The 23,735-nt window shown below is 48.3% G+C and carries 21 protein-coding genes; 12 read left to right on the top strand and 9 right to left on the bottom strand.

The genetic code is table 11. The features are described from left to right. The first annotated feature begins 93 nt into the window (after positions 1-93). The 6 genes from modA (at position 94) to sbcC (ending at position 13,442) form a co-directional block, all read left to right on the top strand. A complete protein-coding gene (gene modA, locus KI350_RS17285; protein WP_043054577.1) occupies positions 94-852 on the top strand; it encodes a molybdate ABC transporter substrate-binding protein in 759 nt (252 codons plus the stop codon). Between the two features lie 8 nt (positions 853-860). Continuing rightward, positions 861-1,517, top strand: coding sequence for a molybdate ABC transporter permease subunit (modB, locus tag KI350_RS17290; RefSeq protein WP_025811698.1), 657 nt, complete (start codon positions 861-863; stop codon positions 1,515-1,517). Positions 1,518-1,626: 109 nt separating this feature from the next. Then, positions 1,627-5,127 (top strand): helicase-exonuclease AddAB subunit AddB, encoded by a 3,501-nt coding sequence (addB, locus tag KI350_RS17295; RefSeq protein WP_106070772.1) that lies wholly within the window; start codon positions 1,627-1,629, stop codon positions 5,125-5,127. Further along, a complete protein-coding gene (gene addA / locus KI350_RS17300) occupies positions 5,114-8,806 on the top strand; it encodes a helicase-exonuclease AddAB subunit AddA (protein ID WP_059231171.1) in 3,693 nt (1,230 codons plus the stop codon). Before addB ends, addA begins: the two co-directional genes overlap by 14 nt. 65 nt (positions 8,807-8,871) lie before the next feature. Beyond that, on the top strand, positions 8,872-10,053 hold the full coding sequence (gene sbcD / locus KI350_RS17305) for an exonuclease subunit SbcD (RefSeq protein ID WP_059231169.1): 1,182 nt from the start codon (positions 8,872-8,874) through the stop codon (positions 10,051-10,053). Beyond that, positions 10,050-13,442, top strand: a complete 3,393-nt coding sequence (sbcC, locus tag KI350_RS17310; protein ID WP_043054270.1) for an exonuclease subunit SbcC — start codon at positions 10,050-10,052, stop codon at positions 13,440-13,442. Before sbcD ends, sbcC begins: the two co-directional genes overlap by 4 nt. 44 nt (positions 13,443-13,486) lie before the next feature. Here the strand turns inward: sbcC and KI350_RS17315 are convergent, their stop codons facing one another. Genes KI350_RS17315 through KI350_RS17340 form a run of 6 tightly spaced genes read right to left on the bottom strand, consistent with a single transcriptional unit; the run spans position 13,487 to position 15,432 of the window. Beyond that, the gene (locus KI350_RS17315) at positions 13,487-13,705 is read right to left on the bottom strand and encodes a spore germination protein (RefSeq protein WP_016885923.1); all 219 of its coding nucleotides are present in this window, start codon (positions 13,703-13,705) and stop codon (positions 13,487-13,489) included. A gap of 55 nt (positions 13,706-13,760) precedes the next feature. Beyond that, positions 13,761-14,144 carry a spore germination protein GerPE gene (locus tag KI350_RS17320; protein ID WP_043054271.1) on the bottom strand — a complete coding sequence of 128 codons (384 nt, stop codon included), beginning with the start codon at positions 14,142-14,144 and terminating at the stop codon, positions 13,761-13,763. Next, entirely contained in the window at positions 14,141-14,323 is a 183-nt protein-coding gene (locus KI350_RS17325; RefSeq protein ID WP_003180439.1) for a hypothetical protein, read from the bottom strand. Before KI350_RS17325 ends, KI350_RS17320 begins: the two co-directional genes overlap by 4 nt. After that, positions 14,320-14,934 carry a spore germination protein GerPC gene (gene gerPC / locus KI350_RS17330; RefSeq protein ID WP_020450872.1) on the bottom strand — a complete coding sequence of 205 codons (615 nt, stop codon included), beginning with the start codon at positions 14,932-14,934 and terminating at the stop codon, positions 14,320-14,322. Before gerPC ends, KI350_RS17325 begins: the two co-directional genes overlap by 4 nt. Before the next feature lie 18 nt (positions 14,935-14,952). Further along, positions 14,953-15,198, bottom strand: coding sequence for a spore germination protein GerPB (locus KI350_RS17335; protein ID WP_020450873.1), 246 nt, complete (start codon positions 15,196-15,198; stop codon positions 14,953-14,955). A 12-nt stretch (positions 15,199-15,210) separates the two neighbouring features. After that, entirely contained in the window at positions 15,211-15,432 is a 222-nt protein-coding gene (locus tag KI350_RS17340; RefSeq protein WP_020450874.1) for a spore germination protein, read from the bottom strand. Positions 15,433-15,617: 185 nt separating this feature from the next. Here KI350_RS17340 and KI350_RS17345 point away from each other — a divergent pair, with 185 nt between their 5' ends. Further along, entirely contained in the window at positions 15,618-15,911 is a 294-nt protein-coding gene (locus KI350_RS17345; RefSeq protein WP_043054272.1) for a DUF3784 domain-containing protein, read from the top strand. Between the two features lie 82 nt (positions 15,912-15,993). On the opposite strand, the gene KI350_RS17350 is transcribed toward KI350_RS17345, so the two are convergent. Further along, on the bottom strand, positions 15,994-16,176 hold the full coding sequence (locus KI350_RS17350) for an aspartyl-phosphate phosphatase Spo0E family protein (protein WP_020450876.1): 183 nt from the start codon (positions 16,174-16,176) through the stop codon (positions 15,994-15,996). 162 nt (positions 16,177-16,338) lie between these two features. Then, entirely contained in the window at positions 16,339-17,424 is a 1,086-nt protein-coding gene (locus tag KI350_RS17355; RefSeq protein ID WP_025811689.1) for a CotH kinase family protein, read from the bottom strand. Positions 17,425-17,589: 165 nt separating this feature from the next. Here KI350_RS17355 and KI350_RS17360 point away from each other — a divergent pair, with 165 nt between their 5' ends. From KI350_RS17360 to KI350_RS17375, 4 genes are all read left to right on the top strand, one after another. Further along, complete coding sequence (locus tag KI350_RS17360; RefSeq protein ID WP_023856614.1) at positions 17,590-18,093, top strand: CotG/ExsB N-terminal domain-containing protein; 504 nt, start codon at positions 17,590-17,592, stop codon at positions 18,091-18,093. 152 nt (positions 18,094-18,245) lie between these two features. After that, a complete protein-coding gene (locus KI350_RS17365) occupies positions 18,246-19,151 on the top strand; it encodes a fumarylacetoacetate hydrolase family protein (protein ID WP_020450879.1) in 906 nt (301 codons plus the stop codon). A 274-nt stretch (positions 19,152-19,425) separates the two neighbouring features. Beyond that, positions 19,426-20,478, top strand: a complete 1,053-nt coding sequence (gene rsgA, locus KI350_RS17370; RefSeq protein ID WP_023856616.1) for a ribosome small subunit-dependent GTPase A — start codon at positions 19,426-19,428, stop codon at positions 20,476-20,478. A 132-nt stretch (positions 20,479-20,610) separates the two neighbouring features. After that, the gene (locus tag KI350_RS17375; RefSeq protein ID WP_011197750.1) at positions 20,611-20,967 is read left to right on the top strand and encodes a YisL family protein; all 357 of its coding nucleotides are present in this window, start codon (positions 20,611-20,613) and stop codon (positions 20,965-20,967) included. A 38-nt stretch (positions 20,968-21,005) separates the two neighbouring features. On the opposite strand, the gene KI350_RS17380 is transcribed toward KI350_RS17375, so the two are convergent. Continuing rightward, entirely contained in the window at positions 21,006-21,572 is a 567-nt protein-coding gene (locus KI350_RS17380; protein WP_020450883.1) for a DUF2777 domain-containing protein, read from the bottom strand. Between the two features lie 164 nt (positions 21,573-21,736). On the opposite strand from KI350_RS17380, the gene asnB reads away from it, so the two are divergent. Beyond that, positions 21,737-23,578: an asparagine synthase (glutamine-hydrolyzing) gene (gene asnB / locus KI350_RS17385; protein ID WP_079289418.1), complete on the top strand. Its 1,842-nt coding sequence runs from the start codon at positions 21,737-21,739 to the stop codon at positions 23,576-23,578. Positions 23,579-23,735 lie beyond the last annotated feature (157 nt).

The following is a 23,735-nucleotide window of genomic DNA, read 5'->3' on the forward strand; positions in this document are numbered from 1 at the left end:
GTAAAATGGTTGTTAGTGCCGAATTAATGACATACATATCAAAATGGAGTGAGACTATTGAAAAAGGTAATATTGACGGCCGTGGCTTTATTGATGTCGGTTGTTTTGTTCGCCGGCTGCCAGGCGGAAAAAGGGGGATCAGCCAAGGGGAAGTCTGAAAAAGTTCAAATTACGGTTTCCGCGGCTGCGAGTCTCAAAGATGTATTAGCGGAACTTTCCTCCGTATATGAGAAAGATCATCCGAATGTCTCCATAAAGTTTAATTTTGGTTCATCGGGTGCATTGCAGCAGCAGATCGAACAGGGCGCTCCGGCTGACTTGTTTTTTTCTGCCGCCGAGGACAAATTTAATAGAGTAGTTAATCAGGGGTTAATTGACAAAAAAGACTCTGTCAAGCTGGTCGAAAACAGTCTGGTGCTGATCGTTCCGAAAGGGAAAAATCAGCATGTCAACAGCTTCAAAGATTTGGCGGAGGGCAAAATTGAAAAACTTGCGGTCGGCAAACCCGAATCAGTGCCAGCCGGAAAATACGCAAAAGAAACGTTGACGAACCTTGACGTATGGTCTAAAGTGCAATCTAAAATCGTCTACTGCAAAGATGTAAGGCAGGTCCTTTCTTATATCGAAACAGGCAACGCGGATGCCGGAATCGTTTACCGGACGGACGCCCTTTCATCAGATCAGGTCGAGACTGTCGAGACGGCGAAAAGCGATCTGCATACACCGATTGTCTACCCGCTCGGAATTGTAAAAAATACAAAGCACAGGGAACAGTCTGAGGAATTTTATCAATTCCTGCAAAGCGACCAAGCCGTTAAGGCAATGGAAAAGTACGGATTTAAGAAGGGCTGACCGCCGTTATGCTTGAGGAATTCTTTTCCCCGATTGAAATTTCAATTCAAGTATCAGTCGCAGCGGGCATCATCGCAGTTTTGCTTGGAACTGCTGCGGCGAGGCTCCTGGCGAACAGAAACTTTAAAGGCAAGTCCGTTATCGAGACGGTGATGATGCTGCCGCTCGTTCTGCCGCCGACCGTTGTCGGATTCTTTTTAATCGTGATCTTCGGAAGGCAGAGCGTGATCGGACGCTTGATAGAAAACGTATTTCAAGCACCGGTTATTTTTACCTGGTGGGCAGCCGTGATCGCTGCTGCGGTTGTCGCGTTCCCGTTAATGTATCAGTCAGCAAAATCAGGATTTTCGGGTGTCGACCGCGATATCGAGGATGCCGCGAGGGTTGATGGAGCAAGCGAGTGGAGGGTGTTCCTCTTTGTCACCGTTCCCCTCGCATCAAATGGAATCATGACGGGGATTGTGCTCAGCTTTGCGAGGGCGCTTGGCGAGTTTGGCGCAACGCTGATGTTTGCGGGTATCATCCCGGGGGTGACGCAGACGGTGCCTACGGCGATATACTTGGCGATCGATTCGGGAAATATGACGCTGGCATGGATGTGGGTCGCCTCTATCGCGATCATCTCGTTTTTGATGCTGTTTTTTGTGCAGTTCAAGCAAAAATAGCCGTATGGGGTGCAAGTGCCCATACGGTTTTTTCCCAGTTTTGGAGAATGGTTATTTTGCAGATGTTTCGATAGAATAAAGAGTAAGAAACAGAAAGGAGACGAGCTTAGTGGGAGCAGTATTTTTATCAGGCAGATCCGGGAGTGGGAAAACGACCTTTATCCTGAATGAAATCAGAGAAAAACTTCGCGATGAACCGCTCGGAAAACCGATCATTTTTCTAGTCCCGGATCAAATGACGTTTTTAATGGAATACGAGCTTAGCAAAACACCCGATTTGGGCGGAACTATCCGCGCCCAAGTGTACAGTTTTTCAAGGCTTGCCTGGCGAGTGCTCCAGCATACCGGAGGCATGAATCGGCCGTTTTTGACGGGGACGGGCATTCAGATGCTGCTGCGGAGACTGATTGAAGAGCATAAGGGCGAGTTTAAAGTCTATCAAAACGCAAGCGATAAAAGCGGATTTACGGAGCAGGTGGAACGGATGCTGACCGAATTTAAACGGCATTGTCTGCAGCCTGAAAGCATCCGGGACATGATAGAGGGGACGGGCAAATCGGAATACGAAGATGAACGGATTCTTTCCGATAAATTGCACGACTTATATATTTTATACAGCAAGCTTGAGGAAAATCTGGAGAATCAATATGTTCAATCTGAGGATTATTTGACGCTTTTGGCCGAGCAGATTCAGTATGCGGATGAGATTAGAAACGCTGCCGTTTACGTGGACGGATTTCACCAATTTACGCCACAGGAGATGAACGTGCTGGAACAGCTGATGGTACATGCGGAGGAGATCACTTTTTCGTTGACGGCGGATCAGCCGTTTACGGCCAACAGCCCGAATGAGCTCCATCTGTTCAGAATGACCGGGAAGGCGTACTATGACCTTTACCAGAAGGCGAAGGAACTTGGCCTTGATCCGTCAGAAGTGCGGCTGGAAGAAACGAAACGGCACCAGCAACATTCGGAGCTCCGGCACCTTGAACGCTATTTTGACGAGCGTCCTGCAAAACCGTATCGCGGACGGACGGAATCGCTCCGCATCATGCAGGCGTCGAACAGAAGAACCGAGATTGAAGGAATTGCGCGCGAGATTCATTCTTTAATTCGCCAGGGCCGCTTCAGGCTTAGGGATATCGCCGTTATTGCCCGCAATGTTGAAGATTATAAAGATACGATAAAAGAAGTTTTTAAAGACTGTGAACTTCCTTTTTTCATAGACGGCAAGGAATCGATGCAAAATCATCCGCTCATTGAGCTGATCCGTTCGACGCTTGATATCATTAAAGGAAACTGGCGGTATGAAGCGGTGTTCCGCTGTGTCAAAACGGAACTTTTATTCCCGGAAGGACAGCCGAAGGAACGGCTGCGCGAACAGATTGACCAGCTTGAAAACTACTGTATTGCGTATGGCATTAAAGGAGACAGATGGACAAGCAAAGATCCGTTTGTTTACAGAAGGTACGCTTCACTGGATGAGGATTTTGCCAAGACAGACAAAGAGATTGAAACGGAAAATATGCTCAATGAACTAAAGGGCTGGATCGTTCCACCGATCCACAGGCTGCAGAAGCGCTTGAAAAAAGCTGAAACCGTCAGGGAAATGGCCGAAGCCGTTTACCTTTATCTTGAAGAAGCCGATGTTCCGATGAAGCTTGAACAGGAAAGGCGGCTGGCCGAAGAAAGCGGTAGGATTGCAGAGTCGCGCCAGCATGAGCAAGTATGGGATGCCGTTATTCAACTGTTGGACGAGTTTGTTGAAATGATGGGCACAGAGCGGATATCGTTTGCTTTATTTCAGCAAATGATTGAAACCGGCTTGGAGTCTTTGAAATTCGCGCTGATTCCGCCCGCTCTTGATCAAGTGTTTATCGGCAATATGGACCTTTCAAGGATGTACGGCACGAAATGCACATTTCTCATCGGTGTAAACGACGGTATACTTCCGGCGAGGCCTGCGGACGACGGCGTGCTTTCAGACGATGACCGGGAGTGGCTGAAACGAAACGGCGCACAGCTGGCTGCGACGGGTCGAGAGCAGCTCTTGGATGAGAATTTTCTGATCTACATGACGCTTTCCAGCCCGTCTGAAAAGCTCTATGTCTCCTATCCGATCGCAGATTCGGAAGGGAAGACGCTGCTTCCTTCAACAGTAGTGAAACGGCTGAATGAGCTGTTCCCGGACGGCGAAGAGAAGATGCTGATTCATGAACCCGAGCAGCTGGACGACGAAGCCCAGCTTGAATTTCTCGTGAATAAAGGCGCCGCCTTGAGCCATTTGGCAGGGCAGCTCGGCATTTGGACGAGGCAGTATGCGATCAGCGATGTATGGTGGAGTACATACAACTTTTTAATGAATGAGCCTGACCGCATCTTTTCTCAAAATATCCTGTCCAGCCTGTTTTTCAGAAACAAGGTCGAAAACTTGAACCGGCATGTGAGCCGCGATTTATATGGGGAGCACATTCAGGGAAGCGTGTCGCGGATGGAGACGTTCAAAGCCTGTCCGTTTTCCCATTTTGCTTCGCACGGTTTAAAGCTGAAGGAACGTCAATTTTTCAAGCTTGAAGCTCCGGATATCGGTCAGCTGTTCCACTCGGCGCTGAAGCTGATTTCAGATCGGCTTCACGAGCTTAAACTGGATTGGCGCGACTTAACGAAAGCCCAATGCGAGACTTTGTCAAGCGATGCAGTTGAACGGCTCGCGCCAAAGCTGCAAAAAGAGATTTTGCTCAGTTCGAACCGTCATCATTACGTGAAGCAGAAGCTTCAAAAAATCATTGCCAGGGTATCGGGCATTTTAAGCGAGCATGCAAAAGCAAGCGGGTTTGCCCCCGTCGGCATCGAGCTCGGATTCGGGGGGAAAGGTCCGCTTCCTCCAATGCGTTTTACCTTGAAGAACGGCTGCACAATGGAGCTTGTCGGCCGGATCGACAGAGTGGATAAAGCGGAGAGCTCAAAAGGGCTGCTGCTTAGGATTGTCGACTATAAATCAAGCGATAAAGGCCTCGATTTGGCCGAGGTGTATTACGGCCTCGCCCTGCAAATGCTGACATATCTCGATTTGTCGATCACGTATTCAACCGATTGGCTCGGCATGAAAGCATCTCCTGCAGGCGTGCTTTATTTTCATGTGCACGATCCGATGATCCAGGCTTCGGTGCCGCTCGGCCTTGATGAAATAGAAAAAGAGATTTTCAAAAAGTTCAAGATGAAAGGGCTGCTCTTGGGAGACCAGGAAGCGGTCAAGCTGATGGATACCACGCTGGAACAAGGCAGGTCGAACATGATCAGCGCAGGCTTAAAAAAAGACGGCTCGCTCCGTTCGGATTCTGACGTTATTCGAGAAGAGGATTTTCATGTATTAAGGCGCCATATCCGCCGGACATTTCAGAAGGCCGGTGAGGAGATCACAGATGGTAAAGTGTCGATCGAGCCTTACAAGCTAAAAGACCGGACACCGTGCACATATTGTTCGTACCGGTCATTCTGCCAGTTTGACGAATCGCTTGAGGAAAACGAATACCGGATATTAAAACCCGAAAAAGACAACGTGATTTTGGAGCGGCTGAAAAAGGAGGATGAGACAGATGGAGATTTCTAAACCGAAGGGCAGCAATTGGACTGATGACCAATGGAAGGCGATCGTCTCATCCGGCCGGGACATTTTAGTTGCGGCAGCGGCCGGCTCCGGAAAAACGGCCGTGCTGGTTGAGCGGATCATTCGGAAAATAACGGATCAGGAACATCCCGTAGATGTCGACAGGCTGCTTGTCGTCACCTTTACGAATGCATCTGCGGCTGAAATGAAGCACAGGATCGGCGAAGCGCTCGAAAAAGAGCTTGCCGAAAATCCGGGATCGCTTCATTTGCGCAGACAGCTTGCTTTATTAAACAAAGCGAGCATATCAACATTGCACTCATTCTGTCTTCAAGTCATCCGCAAATACTATTATTTGATCGATGTTGATCCGGCTTTCCGGATCGCCGATCAGACGGAAGGCGAGCTGCTTGGCGATGAGGTGCTGGACGAGCTGTTTGAAGAAGAATACAAAAAGCAAGATCCGGCTTTTTTTGAACTTGTGGACAGATATACGACAGACCGTCATGACCTCGATTTGCAGCATCTCGTCAAGCGGGTCTACGAGTTTTCCCGTTCGCATCCCGATCCGGAAGGCTGGCTTCACACATTTGTTGATCTGTATGACGCGGCTTCAGATACGAAAGTTGAGGCTCTGCCGTTTTATTCTTACATTAAAGAAGACATCGCACTTGTTCTGGAGGGGATGCGGCAAAAGCTGACGCGTGCGCTTGATTTGACAAAGCAGCCAGGGGGGCCTGCGCCGCGCGCCGAAAATTTCCTCGATGATTTAGCGCAGATTGACAGGCTGATTCAGCAGCAGAATGATTTTTCGGCTCTGTACGAGCTTGTACCGGCCGTTTCGTTTCAAAGATTGAAGCCGTGCAAAGGAGATGCGTACGATCCTCGATTGGTTGATGAGGCCGCAGATCTCCGCAACAGCGCGAAAAAGCAACTTGAAAAGCTGAAAAGCGATTATTTTACGCGAACTCCCGAGCAGCACCTTGAGAGCTTGAGGGAAATGAAGCCGGTCATTCAGACGCTCGTCCAGCTCGTGTTGGAGTATGGCAAGCGGTTTGCGGACGCGAAAAAGGAAAAAGCGATCGTCGATTTCTCAGACCTTGAACACGACTGCCTTGCGATTTTATCCGGGAAAAACCAAGCCGGCGAAGCCGTGCCGAGCGAAGCGGCGAAGTTTTACCGCCATCAGTTCCATGAAGTGCTTGTTGATGAATATCAGGATACGAACTTGGTCCAGGAAGCGATTTTAAAGCTCGTCGCCAAAGAGGAGCATGAGGGGAACCTGTTTATGGTGGGCGATGTCAAGCAGTCGATTTACCGGTTCCGCCTGGCAGAACCGCTTTTGTTCCTCGCGAAATATAAACGCTTTACAGACGATGGCTCGGGTTCCGGCCAAAAAATCGATTTAAATAAAAACTTCAGAAGCCGTTCAGATATTTTGGACAGCACGAACTTTTTATTCAAGCAGCTCATGGGAGAAAAGGTCGGGGAAGTCGAATATGACGAACAAGCCGAATTGAAGCTTGGCGCGTCTTATCCGTCGAACGAAGCGACAAAAACGGAGCTTCTGCTCATCGAAAACCAGAGCGGCGCGCAGGATGAAGAGGCTGAAGAGCTTGAGGCGGTCCAGCTTGAAGCAAGAGCGATGGCCGGACAAATCCGCAGGCTGATAACAGAAAAATTTCAAGTATATGATGCCAAAGCGAAAGCGTCGCGGAACATCCAGTACCGTGATATCGTGGTGCTTTTGCGGTCGATGCCTTGGGCGCCGCAAATTATGGACGAGTTTAAACAGCAGGGGATCCCGGTATACGCGAACCTCTCAACGGGTTATTTTGAAGCGACAGAAGTATCGGTCACACTGTCTTTATTAAAAATCATCGATAATGCTTATCAGGACATCCCGCTTGCGTCCGTTCTCAGATCGCCTGTTGTAGGTCTTGACGAAAATGAGCTTTCCTTGATCAGAATCAAGGATAAAAAAGCGCCGTTTTACGAAGCGATGAAAGCATACCTTGCTGCAGCAGACGGCGATGAAAGGCTCAGCGAAAAGCTTCGCCGCTTTGACGCCCTGCTCAAAAAGTGGAGAGCGTATGCGAAAAACCACTCTGTGGCAGAGCTGATCTGGGAAATCTACCGGGATACGAAGTATTTGGATTATGTCGGCGGAATGCCGGGCGGAAAACAGCGGCAGGCCAATTTGCGCGCGCTTTACGACAGGGCAAGATCCTATGAAGCGACATCGTTCCGCGGTTTGTTCCGCTTTTTAAGGTTTATTGAGCGGATGCAGGAGCGGGGTGATGATCTCGGAACGGCAAGAGCTCTGAGCGAACAGGAAGACGTTGTTCGGCTGATGACGATCCACTCAAGCAAAGGGCTTGAATTTCCTGTCGTATTTACCGCCGGTCTCGGACGGAATTTTAATATGATGGACTTGAACAAGTCTTATCTGCTGGATAAAGAACTCGGTTTCGGAACGAAGTTTATTCATCCGAAGTGGCGGATCAGCTATCCGACGCTGCCGCTGATCGCGATGAAGAAAAAGCTCCGCCGCGAGCTTTTATCAGAGGAGCTGCGCGTCTTGTATGTCGCTCTTACCCGGGCCAAGGAAAAGCTGTACCTGGTCGGGACGGCTAAGGATAAAGAAAAGCTGCTTGCCGACTGGCGGTCACAAGCGGCGGGGTCTGAGTGGCTGCTTCCGGATTATGAACGGTTTCAGGCGAAATCTTACCTGGATTTCATCGGACCTGCTTTGATGAGACACAGAGATATGGATGAATCCGGCGCGCCGCTGGTGATTGATGAGATCCGTGAACATCCGGCGCGCTTTCAGGTCAGCTGGCTGTCGGCCGCGGATCTTCAAGCAGAAGATATTGATCAGGCCGGTGAAGAAAGACACGGCCGGCTCTCCCAAATTCAAATGGGTCTTCCGATCGATGGTTCGTTTGAGTATGAGCAACAAGTCAGAGAAAGGCTGACATGGTCATATCCATACAAAGACGCCGCCAAAGTCCGAACAAAACAGTCTGTCTCAGAAATGAAAAGGCAGAAGGAGTATGAGGATGAGTACGGCGACCGCTCGCTGATTCGCCCAACCAAGGATGCTCTCCTGTTTAAACGGCCGTCCTTTATGATGGCAAAAGGCCTGACCGCTTCCGAACGGGGAACGGCGATGCACACCGTCATGCAGCATATTCCGCTGACCCGTGCGCTTGAAATGAATGAGCTCAGCCGCCTCCTAGACAGGCTTGTTGAGAAAGAGCTATTAACAGAAGACCAGCGGGCAGCGATTGAGGAAGACGATATTCTCGCATTCTTTGATACGGAAATCGGACAAAAGCTTCTCGGCGCCCGCCGCGTCGAACGGGAAGTTCCCTTTAACATGACGCTGTCCGCCAAAGAGGTTTATCCTGATCTTGAGTCAGCCGACGAACCTGTATTGATACAGGGAATTATCGATTGTTTATTCGAGACGGAGGACGGTTTTTACCTTCTTGATTACAAAACCGACCGGATACACGGAAAGTACCGAAACGGATTCGAAGGGGCCGAACCGATTTTAAGGAAGCGTTACGAAACACAAATTCAGCTTTATGCACGAGCCGTTGAAACGATGATTAAAATGCCGCTCAAAGGGCGTGCACTGTACTTTTTTGACGGAGGACATGTGCTCTTATTTTAATATGAAACCGGCGTCCCCCTGACGATTTCGGGGGGAGCTTTAATGAAAAGAGAGGTGAGGCACACATGCGAATTTTACATACAGCGGACTGGCATTTGGGAAAAACGCTTGAAGGGAGAAGCCGCCTGAAAGAACAGGCGGACTTTCTTGAAGAGCTCACAAGGATCGTAAAAGATGAAAAGATCGACGCCGTTATCATGGCCGGAGACGCATTTGACACAGTGAATCCGCCTGCACTGGCTGAACAGCTTTTTTATGAAAGCCTCTCCGCCTTGTCTGACAAAGGAAACCGTCCGGTCGTCGTGATTGCCGGCAACCATGATAATCCGGACCGCCTTTCCGCGGCCTCTCCGTTAACGACAGACCATGGCATCCACTTGATCGGGTACCCGAAGACTGAGCCAGTTGATATAGAAGTCGCTTCTAGGGGGGAGATCCTGTCAGTCGCAGCGCTCGCCTATCCTTCCGAGTCCAGACTGAATGAAGTGCTGTCGGAAACATTTGACGAAAAACTGCTGCGCGACCAGTATGATGAGAAAATCAAGCAGACCTTTCAGCGTATGTGCGGCAAGGCGAGAAAGGATGCGGTGCAGATTGCGGCAAGCCATATTTATGTGGCGGGCGGCAGCCAGACGGATTCTGAGCGGCCGATCGAAGTCGGAGGCGCATATACGGTGGCTGCGGAAAGCCTGCCGGAAAACGCCGCCTATGTGGCGCTCGGGCATCTTCATCGCCCGCAGACGATCAAACGGGCCCGCACGCTTGCCAGATATTCAGGTTCACCGCTTGCCTACAGCTTTTCTGAAGCGGGATACGCAAAATCGGTCACCATTGTCGAAGCCGCACCCGGTCAAACGGCATCATGGGAAGAGGTCCATTTGACGAGTGGAAAACCGCTCGTTAAATGGAAGGCGGAAAAAGGGATGTCCCAAGTATACAGCTGGCTGGAGGAAGAGCGGGACAAAAACGCGTGGATCGACCTTGAAATCCATCTGACAGACCAGCTGTCGATTGAAGAAATTCACCGTTTGAGAAAAGCGCATCAAGGCATCATCCATATTCGTCCGGTTTTTGAGGAAGCCGCCTCGGATGAAGAGAAGATCCGGTCCAGAAACGTTCCGATTGAAGAACGGTTTATAGCGTTTTATGAAAGACAAACCGGTGGAGCGGTTCCCGATGAAGAAACCGTCAAACTGTTTCTGGAGCTCGCCGCAGGATCGGAACAGGAAGAGGGTGATGAAACATGAAGCCGATTTCTCTGTCTATTAAGGGGCTGCACAGTTTCAGGCAGGAGCAGGTGATCGATTTTGAGCGCCTGTGCGATGCCGGTGTATTCGGTATCTTCGGGCCGACCGGAAGCGGCAAGTCGTCGATTCTTGACGCGATGACTCTCGCTTTGTATGGGAAGGTGGAGCGGGCCGCCAATAATACGCACGGTATTTTGAATCATGCCGAAGATGAGCTTGCTGTATCGTTTACGTTTAAGCTGCAGACAGGCCATGAGACGGCTTATAAAGTGGAACGGGTCTTTAAGCGGACAGATGCCGTCAAGGTCAAAACATCGATCTGCCGCTTCATTGAAATGAAAGAGGAACAAATCGTTCTGGCCGATAAAGCGAATGAAGTAAACCGGAAAATCGAAGAGCTGCTGGGCTTGACGATCGACGATTTTACAAGGGCAGTCGTCCTGCCGCAAGGTAAATTCGCCGAATTTCTTTCCTTAAAAGGAGCGGAGCGGCGGCAGATGCTTCAGCGCCTGTTCAACCTCGAACAATACGGGGACAGGCTCGTCAAAAAACTGAAGAAACAGGCGCAAACAGCGCAGGCCAGAAAAAATGAGATGCTTGCCGAGCAGGCTGGATTGGGCGATGCGGGGGAAGAGGCGCTGAAACAGGCGGAACAGCATCTCGAAGAAGCTGAAAGCCTTTTGCAAAGCAAGAAGCGCGAACGAGACGCAGAAGCGCAGCGCTTTGCGGAGTATCAGGAGATTTGGAATCTGCAGCAGGAAAAAGAAAGCTATCTAAAAAAAGAGGCGGAGCTTTTAAAGAAACAGGAACAGATTCGGGAAAAAGAAAGCCGCCTGCACCTCGCCGAAACGGCAAATACGCTCAAGCCTTATGCAGACGCCTTGCTGGCAGCGCGGGAAGATGCCGAACGCGCACACCGGGAAGAAAAACAAGCGCGGGAACAATTAGAACAATATGAAGAGCTTCATAAAAAAACAGAGCGCGAGTACGAGGATTTCAGGCGTCTTAAAAATGAAAAGGAACCGGAGCTTCTCAAGCAAGAAGAACAGCTCACCGCTTTGAAGGAAATTGAAAACAAGCGGCTAGCCGCACAGGCCGAGGCCGAGAAGAAGCAGCGCGAACAGCGTTTGAAAGAAGAGGAAATCAAGCATGCGGCAGACGAGCTGGCCAAGGTGAAAAGTCTGCTTGAACGCGGGACAGCCAAGCAGAATCAGCTGAAAGCGGAGCTGAAATCTGTCCAGGTATCTAGCGAAGAGCGTAAAAACTGCCGAAATGCCAATCAGCTTGCTTTTCACATTCAACAGCTTAACAACGATGCCGCTTTAGAAAAGGAACGGCTTGGTCAGCAGGAGACGCTGATTAAAGAGCTCCAGCAAGAACAGCAAGCGGTGGATCAAAAGGTAAAAGCTGAAACCGAACGCATCGAGGCATTGTTTGCCGCTGTCGAACGAGCGTACGCGCTCGTTTGCGAAACAGACAGATCGCTCTCTGAGACCATCCGTGTGGCATCTCAAAAAAAAGAAGAGATTGCGGCAAAACGGGAACAGGCAAACCGTGATCAGCTGGCAATCGAACTGGCAAAGCAGCTCAAAGACGGAGAGCCTTGTCCGGTCTGCGGATCTGTACATCATGAAATGCCCGCCCGCGTCGGCATAGAAAGCCTGTCCTTTAAAGAGGCGGATTCCGAACTGGAGAAAACGGAAGCCATCATCGCTGAAGCCGGTGCGCTGGCTCAGGAGTTTTTCTCGGCCAAAGTGGCACTCGAACAGCAATCCGACCACCTGGTGAGCGAATGCCCGTTTTTAGTCAAGAGCAAACATGAACTGCCTGAAACCGCTGCATCGATAGAAGAAGGCACCATTCCCGAACGGTACAACCGCATCAGCTTTGAATGGAAAGGAATCAGACAGGATCTCGCAGAGACAAAAAGCAGGATGTCCAAGCTCCTTCACACATATAAAGAGCTCTGCAAGAAACGCGACCAAATCAGCGAGCGACTCAGCCATGAAGAAAAGGAGCGTAACAGGCTTCAAAACCGCGTCCGCGAATTAAATGACCAGTTAAATGAACGCCGAAAAAGCTTCGGCGAACAATTCGACGGCCTCTCTTATGAACAGGCTGAAAAATGGCAAAAAACGATTGAAGAAAAAGATCTGGCCGCAGAGGAATTCGAAAAGCGTATCGAAATGAGCGTCGGCTTTCTCACAAAACATGAACAGCAAAAAGAGAAGCTCACCGAGCGCTTGTTTGCGCTTGATAAAGAAAAGCTCGACCTCCGCTATGCAGTCGAAAGCCTTAATAAAGAAATAAACGATTATCAAAAAGAGCTGATGGGCTATCCCGATACAGCTGCGATCGACAAAAAGCTTCAAGACGTGAAAACGCAATTGGCCAAGCTGCATGAGCAGGAACAGACGCTTTACGGACGGCTCAAAGAGACCGAATCCGAAGTCAGCCGTTTAAGAGGACAGACAAAAGGGTGTGAGCTCGCTTTGCGTGAAGCGGAAGCAAGGCTTGCGAAAGCGGCGGACATCTGGCAGGAAAAATCCGGAGGTACACCGTTTGAAAAGGCCTCTGAAGTGAAAGCGAGCATTTTAGACCGCGATGATCTTGCCCGGCTGAAAGAAGACATTCAAATGCATTGGGATCAGACAAAACAGTGCGAGTCCAATATCAAGCGGATTACGGAAAAGCTTGATGGGAGATCGGTTTCTGAGGAGAGTTGGGAAAAAGCCGCCGTCACGAAGGACAAAGCTGAGGAGGCATTCAGCAAAGCCTTGGAAGAAAGGGGCGCGGCCGGCAAAGCTCTCGCCGTCATCCGCGAGAACCATAAAAGGTTTAAGGAACTTGAAGCATCATTGGCTGAATGGCAGACATACATCGACCGTCTTGATAAACTCCAAGCCGTCTTTAAAGGAAACAGCTTTGTTGAATACTTGGCAGAAGAGCAGCTTGAAAGCGTCACAAGAGACGCATCTGCAAGACTCGGCGAACTGACAAGACAGAGGTATGCGATTGAAGTCGACTCAGAAGGCGGTTTTGTGATGAGGGACGATGCCAACGGCGGAGTCAAGCGCCCTGTTACGAGTCTGTCAGGTGGGGAGACGTTTCTGACTTCACTGGCGCTTGCGCTTGCACTTTCGGCACAGATCCAGCTTCGCGGAGAGTATCCGCTCCAATTCTTCTTTTTGGACGAAGGGTTTGGCACGCTTGATCAGGATTTGCTGGATACGGTCGTGACCGCATTGGAGAAGCTTCAGTCTGACAATCTGTCGGTCGGTGTGATCAGCCACGTTCAGGAACTTCGGGCCAGGCTGCCGAAGAAGCTGATTGTCCATCCGGCTGAACCGAGCGGCAAAGGCACAGCTGTATCGCTTGAAATGATTTAACCTGGTAACCAAAAAGCAGCCTTCTTCTAGTGGAAGAGGCTGCTTTATGCATTTCCGACAACATTCTGGTCGCTTACATCCGGGTCTATATAATTTGTCGCGTTTATACCATTGTTGACGATAAGGAAATCTCCAGTATTACCAGCACCAGAACCGAGTGCAGACTTTGAAGAGCTTTTTGGAGATAGATAAAAAGAATCGCCGAAATTCACTACTCCTCCTGAGATTTCATTGATTTTAATGGGTCCGACAATGGCTGGCATGATTGATCGACATCCTTTATAGAAGTCTCTGAACCAGTATATGTCGGCCGGGCGGTTATTGTGAGTTCCTTGCAGGAGGAGGCTTTCTGATATGTTTGACTCTCGCCTCGGAAATCATGCGGCGCGTCGAACCAACCTGAAAAACTGAAGAAGAAGATACCCCGGCAATTTTTACAGCTCTGACTCGAATGACGGGAACCTCATGGAAAAAAGCTGATGAGACGCCGGTTTCCGGTAATAAATGTGGTATCGGCTGCTGAAAGAGAGGGAAATCTTCCTGATTAAATGAGCCTTCATTTCCGAAAAAAAGTGAAAGGTAGCGCTGAACAGCGAGAATTTTCACTTTAGAAATAATCTCTTCGACATCCCCGATTTGCAGCGTGCTGGTGATCCCTACTGAATGAACTTTCATAAACTTTACTTTTGACGTTCTGATCATCTTGATTCCGGCGCCAGCGGGACAAACGGCCCGACAATGAGAGATTCAGGCGGTGTATCAAAAATTGATGACAGGGAAATGCATTCTGTATCTCCGATTAAAAAAACAGATGAGCTTGAAACTGCGGTAATATTAATATTGCCTACATCGAAACAGCGGTTCACAACGGTAAAATTCATTCGTTTTCATTTCCTTTCATTTCGTCAGGAATCGATTTGAGAAAGTGTTCGATTGCCCGCGCGATATCACGCTTCACATAATCGGCCAGCCGTTCTGCATGCTCGCGGGGCTGGATGTTTTCGTCAGGCTGCACATGTTTGACGTAATAGCGGATGCGGCTGTCGATTTGCTTTCTGATGTCTTCGATGATATGGTGGCGGTTTGTATCGTCCAGTTTACTGTCATACCGGTCTTCCAGCTGTTCCAGCAAACGAGGGGTTTCTTCGTTTAAGTAGGCATCGACGAGCTGTCTCGTTTGCTGCATCAGCTGGCCGTCGAGTTCCTGCTGCAGCATTCCGATACCCGGCGGCTGCTGGCTGATTTCAAAGTTCTCCACCTGGTCAGGATCTGTCGGATTAAGCCCGATGTTGAGCGTTCCTTCAAGACGCTCGATCTTCAGCTGGTCAAATTTGTATTCAATCCGGTCAATCCTTGTGCCGGGATTTTCTTTCAGGTTGTTCAATTCTGCCTGTAATACGGCCATTCGCCTTTCGAGATTTTCAATCAGAGCAGCCTGCTGCTGCACATAGCTGTACCAGTTTTGAGAATATGAGGGATTGTTTTGCTTCATAAGTGATCACACCCCCGTTTAGCCTGTTGTAACAGATGGAGCTATGAGAGGAACGAAAGTCGATGACGGCCCCTCCTCAAAAGCATCTTGGAAAGCTCCGCCGCCGGCGACAGGCGGGGCTGCTTCCGTGTAGCTCCCTGTATTATAAAGGTTGGAAAGTGTTTTAATGGAGCCCGCACTCCCGATCTGCAAGACGGAAGAGTTGCTGATGCCTTCGACTCTTAAATAGTTGATTTGAATCGATTGGTTGATATAAAAATTCATGCCCCCACCTCCTTACAGGTTGCCTGCGATCGGCTGATCAATCATATCGTTGTCATATGTGTTGGTGATGCTGTTCTGGTTATATACGCTTAGTCCGTCTCCGGTATTGAAACTGCCGGCGCCTGCGAAAGTTTTAACTTCTGCATAAGGAGAAATCGTGATGCAGTCTCCGACATGAACAACGCCGCTCGTACCGACGGCATTTACTTTAAAAGCTCCGACAATAGCTGGCATGATGGCACACCCTTTAAATAATCAAACGTTTTTTATGGGCTATACACCATATCCTATGTTGCTTAGGCGCTTTTGTGATAAAAAAAGAGGTTTTTTCGTGAGTGCTGATCACATGCGGGTGAAACTCATCAGAGGGGAAAACGTATGAATAAAAAAACGGTGCGATAAGGGAAGGGGTAGGAGACATGTATTTTCAATGGAATTTGGTGTCAATCGCTGCAGCCCTGCTGTTCTTTTCAGCAGCCTATGCAGTCGGAATAAAAAAACAAACTTGGATATTGCGGGGATTTCGCCGGGAAAGAGTAAGGGATCAGGATAAGCTGGCCAAAATCGCAGGGTATTTCTTTTTGAACAGCGGATTTTTGTTATGCTTGAACGGGTTTGTTTATATTCCGTATCAAGAGTCCTTTACACCTTCGATCATTCTTGCCTACGGTGTGTGCACGATGATTTATGTTCAAAAAACAATGGCCGAATAGCCAAAGCTGCGACCTGAAATCATTGGATGAGGAAACGGAGGAGAGGGAAGGCCGGGCATCAGGCGCAGCTTGCAGTCGGAGGTCATGATGTATGGCGGCCTTTTCTTTCTTCCGCATGTATCACGCAGTTCTCATCCTTTTGCATTCGTTGGTTCAGCAAGTTGTCCAATTCCTGACTGCATTGAATGGCCTCTTTGGAGTTGATGCCGAATTTTTCGGCAGCTTCAAATAAGGCCAGTCTTTTTGCTTCAATTTTATTGTTCATCATGGCAGTCTCCAACTTTCGATTTGTATTTTGAGTCGGTGATTTCAGGTATTCAGCAATGATGTTCCTTGATATTGCTAGTATACCTTATTTTGTGTTAAAGGGATTTTTTTCGCCAATATGACAAAAAATGTGACATTTTTTTTGAAGGAGAGCGCCCGTTTATAATCGGGAAAGCTCGAAAAGCAGAAACCGCTTCCTCTGTTCGATAAAATGGAAAATTTGTTTTTGCTCATCTTCGAGTCGGCTGTATGTGACGGTTGTATAAGGATCATATTCAAGAAAAGGCGCGATTGTCTCATGCCAGTCTACCGCAAACCGCGAAAGCCGGCTGATTGTAAATTGGCGGTGCAAGACGTTTTTCATTAAATTGAAGTATTGGGACTGAAAAGCCGGGATGTCGAGCAGTCTCGCAGACAGTGTATTATAGCCTTTCGCCGGAATCCTGTTATGTTCCATTTCTTCCCCGTGAATATTCCGTCCCCATGTCGCGTCATAATCCCATGGAATAATTTGAAACGTTTTTGTGCGATCGTTTAAATAAAGCGCATAGTTATGGACGAAGCCGTCGAAGTTTTGGGTGCAGACGGCGCCGATGAGCCATAGCAAATATTGTTTGACATCGAGATAGCGTTTGATTTCCTTTTCAAATATGTCGTCTTTGGCGGTATTAATAAAGTAGATAAATTCCTGGAGGTAATCATCGTGTCGGCTTGACCCCGTTTTTCTTTCATATCCCTGCATGAGATTTTGCTTAGCCTTTTTATCGAAGGAGCTCAGCAGAGAAAAATTAGCATCGTCATCAACGGCATAATAAATGGCCCCCCTTTCTAAATTTCTCCTCTTTAAGAAATGATCGTCAACAGATTCGATTTTTAAATAGATGCCTTCTTTTTTTTCGTTGAGATAAAGGAAAGCGTGCGATGCTGCTGGCGCAAGAACGCCGATTTGTTCAAAAAAATGAAAGGATAGCCTGTTTCTGATGAAAGACGGGTCGTGATATTCGGCGTTCAAATGAAACGCAGCTTCTTCAGCCTTTTCTTTTCTGTCCGGATATTGAATGAAATAGGACTTCTTTGTCAGTTTGCGGGTATGGGCCCCTCTGTATGACACTGCGACAGGCGTCTTTGCTGAACCGGTCAAGAGCATGCCCGGAACGGCTTCATCACTCCAGACGTCTTTTTTCAACTCAAGCAGATGCTTCGGATGAATGTGCAGCCTGAAGGCCGGCAAGGCAGTGGCACTCATCATCATTTCCTCCTTTTTCAGCTGACATATCATATGTGAAAACAGCCAGTCCCGGAAGCGGACCGCCTAAGTTTGAACAAAAACAGTCATTTGCCTCAGTACACTTGTCTTTACGGTGCGTATGATAAATCAGGACATAAAAAAGGAAGAACAGGAGGTTACAAGATGAGTGGTGTCCATGATCATGACATTAAAGAGGCGGTAGATCAGCTGAAGAGCGAAGGCAGAGACCATTATTTAGACCGGGAACCCGAAGAATCCGCCGGCTCGGGTAAAGAGCGGCGTCCGCATAACATTTGGGATCTTTGGTGGGGGATCAAGCCGGACAGAAGCAAAAAACATCATAAAAGCAAGAAGCATGACGACCATGAAAAACCGGATAAAAGCAAGCACGACAAAAGCAAGAAACCTGATGACTGCAAGAAACCCGACAAAAGCAAGAAACCTGATGACTGCAAAAAGCCTGACAAAAGCAAGAAACCTGACGGCTGTAAAAAACCGGATAAAAGCAAAAAGCCTCACGATTGCAAAAAACGGGATAAATGCAGAAGTAAACGCCCCGATCATCATCGCTGCAAGAAGACTCACCATCATAAACGAGGCGGCTATGAAACCATTACAAAATGGTCTGACGGAAATCTGACCGAAGTCATCTACCGGAAAAAATAAGAGAAGCGGCTTACTGCATGGTGAGCCGCCATTTTCTTTTCCGGGAAGGAACGCCCGGGACTTTCGAAGCTGTTTGCTGAAAGCGAAAAGGAATTTTCGTTTTTTTAGAGAATATGTAGAATAGTTTTAAATCATACTGCGGGGGAATATTTATGAAGTTTGCGACAGCAAAGCTACACAGCCGTACATTTGTAGGGCTTGTCATGGATGAGAAGATAATGGATTTGCAAAAGGCGGAAAAAAAGCTGTTTGAGCTTGAAACGATACCTGAAACGCTTATCGAATGCGTAAGCGAGGGAGAGAAGTTTGTCCGCCATGTCGAACAGCTAGTGGAATGGTCAAAAAAGAAAAACAGCGAAGAGAGCGGTTCGTATATTTATCCGCTGTCAGACGTTGATTTGCTTGCGCCGATTCCCGAACCGCGGAAAAACGTGATCTGCATCGGAAAAAATTATCGGGATCATGCGATTGAAATGGGAAGTGAAGCAGATATTCCCGAACATATCATGGTGTTTACAAAAGCGCCGACTTCGGTTATCGGCCACATGGAAGGGATTGATGCCCACGAAGGCGTGACAGAGGCGCTCGATTATGAAGGCGAGCTCGCGGTTGTCATCGGCAAAACGGGAAAGAACATCCCGAAAGCTGAAGCCCTCGACTATGTGTTCGGCTATACGATCATCAATGATGTGACGGCGCGCGATCTGCAAAAGAGGCACAAGCAGTTTTTTATCGGCAAAAGCCTTGATACGACTTGCCCGATGGGGCCGTTTCTTGTACATAAATCAATGATTGAAGACGCAGGCGACTTGAGGGTTGAGACGAGAGTGAACGGCGAACTCCGCCAGTCGGGCAGCACAGAGGACATGATTTTTCCGATTGCGGACATGATCGAAACGCTGTCTAAAGGAATGACGCTTGAAGCGGGGGATATTATCGCAACCGGTACGCCGTCAGGAGTCGGCAAAGGCTTTAATCCGCCAAAGTTCCTCCGAAAAGGCGATCAAGTCGACATTACGATCGAACCGATCGGAACGCTTTCCAATCCAGTGAAATAAAGGATTGTCAAAAGATTGGCTTTAGCATATAATGAAGCTGTCAAACTTTTTAGAAATGAGGGATGTGTGATGAGAATGGATATTGTCTTTTTTGCCCAACAAACGATCATTGCACAGCCCATGTAATATTTCGACTGGTATTCTTCAAATGGATCTGGTGATATTTCCATGGGCTGTCGAAGCGGCTCATGGAGTGTTTATATGTTGAGAGAGCCGTGTATTTGCGGCTCTTTTTTTGTTTGAAAAATCATCAGATCTTTAGGAGGAAACCACATTGAATTTATCTGCATTAGGCATCAAATATATCATGGAAGCTTTAAAGGACGAGGAAGGTCTGATTTTAGGAAGGATCGCCCTTGAGCATAAAAGGTTGTACCGGGTATGGACGGAAGAGGGAGAATGGCTGGCCGAAATCTCAGGCAGGCTGCGGTTTGAAGCGGAGAGCCGCGGAGACTACCCCGCTGTCGGCGATTGGGTGTATATGCGTCCACGCGGTGGCGAAAAGAAGGGAATGATCACGGAGATCGTTCCCCGGTTCAGCAAATTTTCGCGCAAAGCGGCGGGGGAGCCGGCAGAGGAACAGATCACCGCAGCAAACGTCAACACGATCTTTCTCGTCAATGCGCTCGGTCTGGATTTTAATGTGAGAAGAATCGAACGCTATTTGCTGCTGGCTTGGGAAAGCGGAGCCAATCCCGTCATTGTCTTGAGCAAAGCCGACATCGCTGACCGGATTGAAGAAAAGGTGCGCCAGGCGGAATCCGTGGCATTCGGGGTGCCGATTCATGTCATCAGCGCTCATGAAGGCAATGGGATGGATGAGTTGAAAGCGTATGTGAAACAAGGAGAAACCGTCGCCCTTTTAGGGTCGTCAGGCGTCGGCAAATCAACGATCATCAACTTTTTTCTGAACGAAGACAGGCAGGCGGTCCAGTCTGTCCGTGAAGATGACGACAAAGGGCGGCATACGACGACACACAGGGAAATGTTCTTGCTGCCTGAAGGCGGACTTTTAATCGATACGCCGGGGATGCGGGCATTGGAGCTTTGGGAATCGGAAGAAGGATTCAGACAGAGCTTCAGCGATATTGACCAGCTTGCAAAAAACTGCCGATTTTCAGACTGCATGCATCAAACAGAACCCGGCTGCTCCGTGCAGGAGGCGCTGGCTGACGGCAGACTCGATGCCGGCCGGTTCCAAAGCTACCTGAAATTAAAAAAAGAGCTCGAATACCTCGAAAGAAAAACGGATAAACGGGCCGCGCAGCAGGAAAAAAAGCGGTGGAAACAGATAACGAAAAGCATGAAAAAGAACAAACGCAAATAAATGAAAAAGGCGCTGATGAATGATCTCAGCGTCTTTTTGTGCGGAAATGACAGCGTTCACATTGTTTTGTTTAATGGACCGGTTCATGATAAGATAAGAACGATACCTGATTTGATAGGGGGAAAAATGAATATGACGCATATGCATATCACGTCTTGGGTGATCGCGCTCATTTTAGTGTTCGTTGCTTACGGACTTTACTCTTCTGGAAACAGCAAAGGCGCAAAAATTACACATATGATTCTCCGCTTATTCTATATTATCGTTATCATTACCGGGGCGCAGCTCTTTTTAAAGTTCACGGCATGGAACGGAGAATACATAGCGAAGGCCTTGCTCGGCCTCATCACCATCGGATTCATGGAAATGCTTTTAATTCGCAGGAAAAACGGAAAAGCGGCCACCGGGATCTGGATCGGCTTTATTGTCGTTCTGCTCTTGACGGTTGTGCTTGGGCTCCGTCTTCCACTCGGCTTTAAAGTGTTTTAATTAAAAGACATCAGTTCTTTATGAGAACTGGTGTCTTTTTATGTCGGCGGCTTGAAGGTTGAAATCATCACGATTCGTTCCCCGTCTGAAGCGGTCCATTCGAATCTGTCCTTCCATTCCTCTTTTCGTTCGTAATGATGCTGCAGGGCGCATTGTTTCATATCATGAGAAAACTGATAAAACGAAACGCCCTTCACATCCTTTTTCCCGGGCCAAAAGCTCAAGCCGTTATAGGCGAAGACGCAGTCAAAGACGGAAAAGCCGAGGCTGTTCAGCTGATCCAAAAAAGAATAGAACTGTCCGTCTTCCAGATCGTTCAAAAATTCGAGAAATGCCTGTTTTACCGTTTTCAGATAACGGATCGATTCTCCGCCTGTCAGCTTCACGGTCTCTGGCTTTTCCGTGACGGCAAATTGATCAAACAGTTCGGCTTTTTGCCATTCTCCGTCTATGCTGATGAAAACTCCGGGACTGTTCAGGCTTTCAACCAAAAATAAATCTCCTTCTTCGTTTTCAATCAGGCAAATCCCGTCTTCCATTAAAATTTTGCCGTAAATCCATTTGCGCTTTTCGGCGTAAATTCGTTTTTGGCGTTCGGTGTCCATGGGCGGTCTCCTTTCTTATTTCGTTTTTTCCAAAACGGGCTTGTCTCATACAAGACTCTGTTGGACAATTCAACTATTATTTTAAGGTGCATAAAATAGGTAAAGTGACAAAGGAAGTGAAGCCTAAAGCAGAGGAAGAACATTAGAATTGGAGCTGATCGACAATGTGTGGAATAACGGGGTGGGTCGATTTTAAGAAGCCGCTTGTTCAGGAGCAGTCTGTCATGGAGAAAATGACTGATACGCTTTCGAACAGAGGACCTGATGATACGAATATTTGGGGAAAGCGCCATGTTTTATTCGGACATAAACGCTTGGCAGTTGTGGATCTGGAAGGCGGCAGACAGCCGATGACCCGCACACACCAAGGGTACGATTATACGATTTGCTATAACGGCGAACTCTATAATACGGAGGATTTGCGGAAAGAGCTTAGGCAGCGGGGGCATCAATTCAAGAGCCACTCAGATACAGAGGTTTTGCTTCATTCATACATGGAATGGAAAGAGGAATGCATCGACAGGCTGAACGGAATTTTTGCATTTACGGTATGGGATGAAAAGCGCGATCTTCTTTTTGCGGCACGCGACAGGCTCGGCGTTAAACCGTTCTTTTACACCGAACAGGGCTCATCATTTCTGTTCGGATCTGAAATCAAAGCGATTCTCGCTCACCCGGAAGTGAAAGCAAAGGTCGACCGTTCAGGGCTGGCCGAAATTTTCGGCCTCGGGCCGTCGCGATCGCCGGGGAGCGGTGTTTTTAAAGGAATAAAAGAGATCCGCCCGGGGCATGCGATGATTTTCTCAAAAGACGGTTTAACGGTTTGGCGCTACTGGAATGTGAAAAGCGAGAAGCATACCGACAGCTTTGACGAAACGGTGAAAAATGTGCGGTCGCTGTTTCAGGACGCCGTCACAAGGCAGCTTGTGTCTGATGTGCCGGTTTGCACGTTTTTATCAGGAGGGGTTGATTCGAGCGCTATTACCGCAACGGCCGCCAAGCATTTTGAGGAAGAAGGGAAGGGGCCGCTTCATACGTTTTCGATCGATTATGAAGACAATGAACAATATTTTACGTCAAGTTCATTTCAGCCAAACGCCGACGGACCGTGGATTAAAAAAATGTCCGATGCATTCGCAACGGTTCACCACAACTGCGTGATTTCCCAAGAGGAGCTGGCCGCTTATTTGGAAGAAGCCGTACTGGTCCGTGATTTGCCGGGGATGGCTGATGTCGATTCTTCTTTGCTGTGGTTTTGCCGCGAGATTAAAAAGGACTTTGTCGTGAGTCTTTCCGGGGAATGCGCGGACGAAATTTTCGGCGGCTACCCTTGGTTCCATTCGGCAGAAGATGTGAAAGGTTTCCCATGGATGAGATCAATGGAAGAACGGATCGCACTTCTGCAGGACGGCTGGCAGAAAAAACTGAACCTCGGCGAATATGTGAAGGCGAAATACGAGGAAACGGTTAAAGAAACACCGCTGCTTGAAGGAGAAACGGGTGCGGAGAAACGAAGGAGAGAGCTGTTTTACTTAAATATGCTCTGGTTTATGACAACGCTCTTGGATCGAAAAGACAGAATGAGCATGGGGGCGAGCCTCGAAGTCAGGGTTCCGTTTGCGGACCACAGGCTTGTCGAGTATGTCTGGAATATTCCGTGGGATGTCAAAATGCATGGCAGCCGTGAAAAAGGCATCTTCCGCAAGGCTCTTGAAGGCATTTTGCCTGATGAAGTGCTGTATCGCAAAAAAAGTCCATATCCGAAAACGCACCACCCCGCTTATACGAAAGCCGTCATTCGTTGGCTGGAGTCATTGCTGGAGCAAAAAGACTCGGCGCTTTATGTTTTCTTAGACAAGAAAAAACTGAAGCGGCTGATTGAGACGGAGGGCGCATCATTTCAAGTTCCCTGGTACGGACAATTGATGAAGGGACCGCAGTTGATCGCACACCTTGCCCAAATCCATACTTGGTTTGAGAATTATCGAATTGATATTGAGGAATAACATAAAACACCCGGCATAAGCCGGGTGTTCCAGCTTGTCGACAAAGCCACAAAAAGTGGCTTGATCGACAAGCTTTTTTTGTTAAAATGTGAGTGAAATCTAGTTTTTGGAGGTTTTGCCATGTTGTCTAAGCACTCTAAAGATCAGCGCGAACAGC

This window comes from Bacillus sp. J41TS8 (genome assembly GCF_018333035.1).
GTDB classification, from domain to species: Bacteria; Bacillota; Bacilli; order Bacillales; family Bacillaceae; genus Bacillus; species Bacillus paralicheniformis.

What these genes read in the sequence shown, in the direction of transcription:
- KI350_RS17315 (WP_016885923.1), bottom strand. Translation starts at nt 13,705, where the DNA reads ATGCCAGCCATTGTCGGACCCATTAAAATCAATGAAATCTCAGGAGGA.
- modB (WP_025811698.1), top strand. Translation starts at nt 861, where the DNA reads ATGCTTGAGGAATTCTTTTCCCCGATTGAAATTTCAATTCAAGTATCA.
- addA (WP_059231171.1), top strand. Translation starts at nt 5,114, where the DNA reads ATGGAGATTTCTAAACCGAAGGGCAGCAATTGGACTGATGACCAATGG.
- KI350_RS17350 (WP_020450876.1), bottom strand. Translation starts at nt 16,176, where the DNA reads ATGAACAATAAAATTGAAGCAAAAAGACTGGCCTTATTTGAAGCTGCC.
- gerPC (WP_020450872.1), bottom strand. Translation starts at nt 14,934, where the DNA reads ATGAAGCAAAACAATCCCTCATATTCTCAAAACTGGTACAGCTATGTG.
- KI350_RS17380 (WP_020450883.1), bottom strand. Translation starts at nt 21,572, where the DNA reads ATGGACACCGAACGCCAAAAACGAATTTACGCCGAAAAGCGCAAATGG.
- sbcC (WP_043054270.1), top strand. Translation starts at nt 10,050, where the DNA reads ATGAAGCCGATTTCTCTGTCTATTAAGGGGCTGCACAGTTTCAGGCAG.
- modA (WP_043054577.1), top strand. Translation starts at nt 94, where the DNA reads ATGTCGGTTGTTTTGTTCGCCGGCTGCCAGGCGGAAAAAGGGGGATCA.
- KI350_RS17375 (WP_011197750.1), top strand. Translation starts at nt 20,611, where the DNA reads ATGACGCATATGCATATCACGTCTTGGGTGATCGCGCTCATTTTAGTG.
- KI350_RS17340 (WP_020450874.1), bottom strand. Translation starts at nt 15,432, where the DNA reads ATGCCAGCTATTGTCGGAGCTTTTAAAGTAAATGCCGTCGGTACGAGC.
- KI350_RS17355 (WP_025811689.1), bottom strand. Translation starts at nt 17,424, where the DNA reads ATGAGTGCCACTGCCTTGCCGGCCTTCAGGCTGCACATTCATCCGAAG.
- KI350_RS17320 (WP_043054271.1), bottom strand. Translation starts at nt 14,144, where the DNA reads ATGATCAGAACGTCAAAAGTAAAGTTTATGAAAGTTCATTCAGTAGGG.
- KI350_RS17360 (WP_023856614.1), top strand. Translation starts at nt 17,590, where the DNA reads ATGAGTGGTGTCCATGATCATGACATTAAAGAGGCGGTAGATCAGCTG.
- KI350_RS17325 (WP_003180439.1), bottom strand. Translation starts at nt 14,323, where the DNA reads ATGAATTTTACCGTTGTGAACCGCTGTTTCGATGTAGGCAATATTAAT.
- asnB (WP_079289418.1), top strand. Translation starts at nt 21,737, where the DNA reads ATGTGTGGAATAACGGGGTGGGTCGATTTTAAGAAGCCGCTTGTTCAG.
- KI350_RS17345 (WP_043054272.1), top strand. Translation starts at nt 15,618, where the DNA reads ATGTATTTTCAATGGAATTTGGTGTCAATCGCTGCAGCCCTGCTGTTC.
- sbcD (WP_059231169.1), top strand. Translation starts at nt 8,872, where the DNA reads ATGCGAATTTTACATACAGCGGACTGGCATTTGGGAAAAACGCTTGAA.
- KI350_RS17365 (WP_020450879.1), top strand. Translation starts at nt 18,246, where the DNA reads ATGAAGTTTGCGACAGCAAAGCTACACAGCCGTACATTTGTAGGGCTT.
- KI350_RS17335 (WP_020450873.1), bottom strand. Translation starts at nt 15,198, where the DNA reads ATGAATTTTTATATCAACCAATCGATTCAAATCAACTATTTAAGAGTC.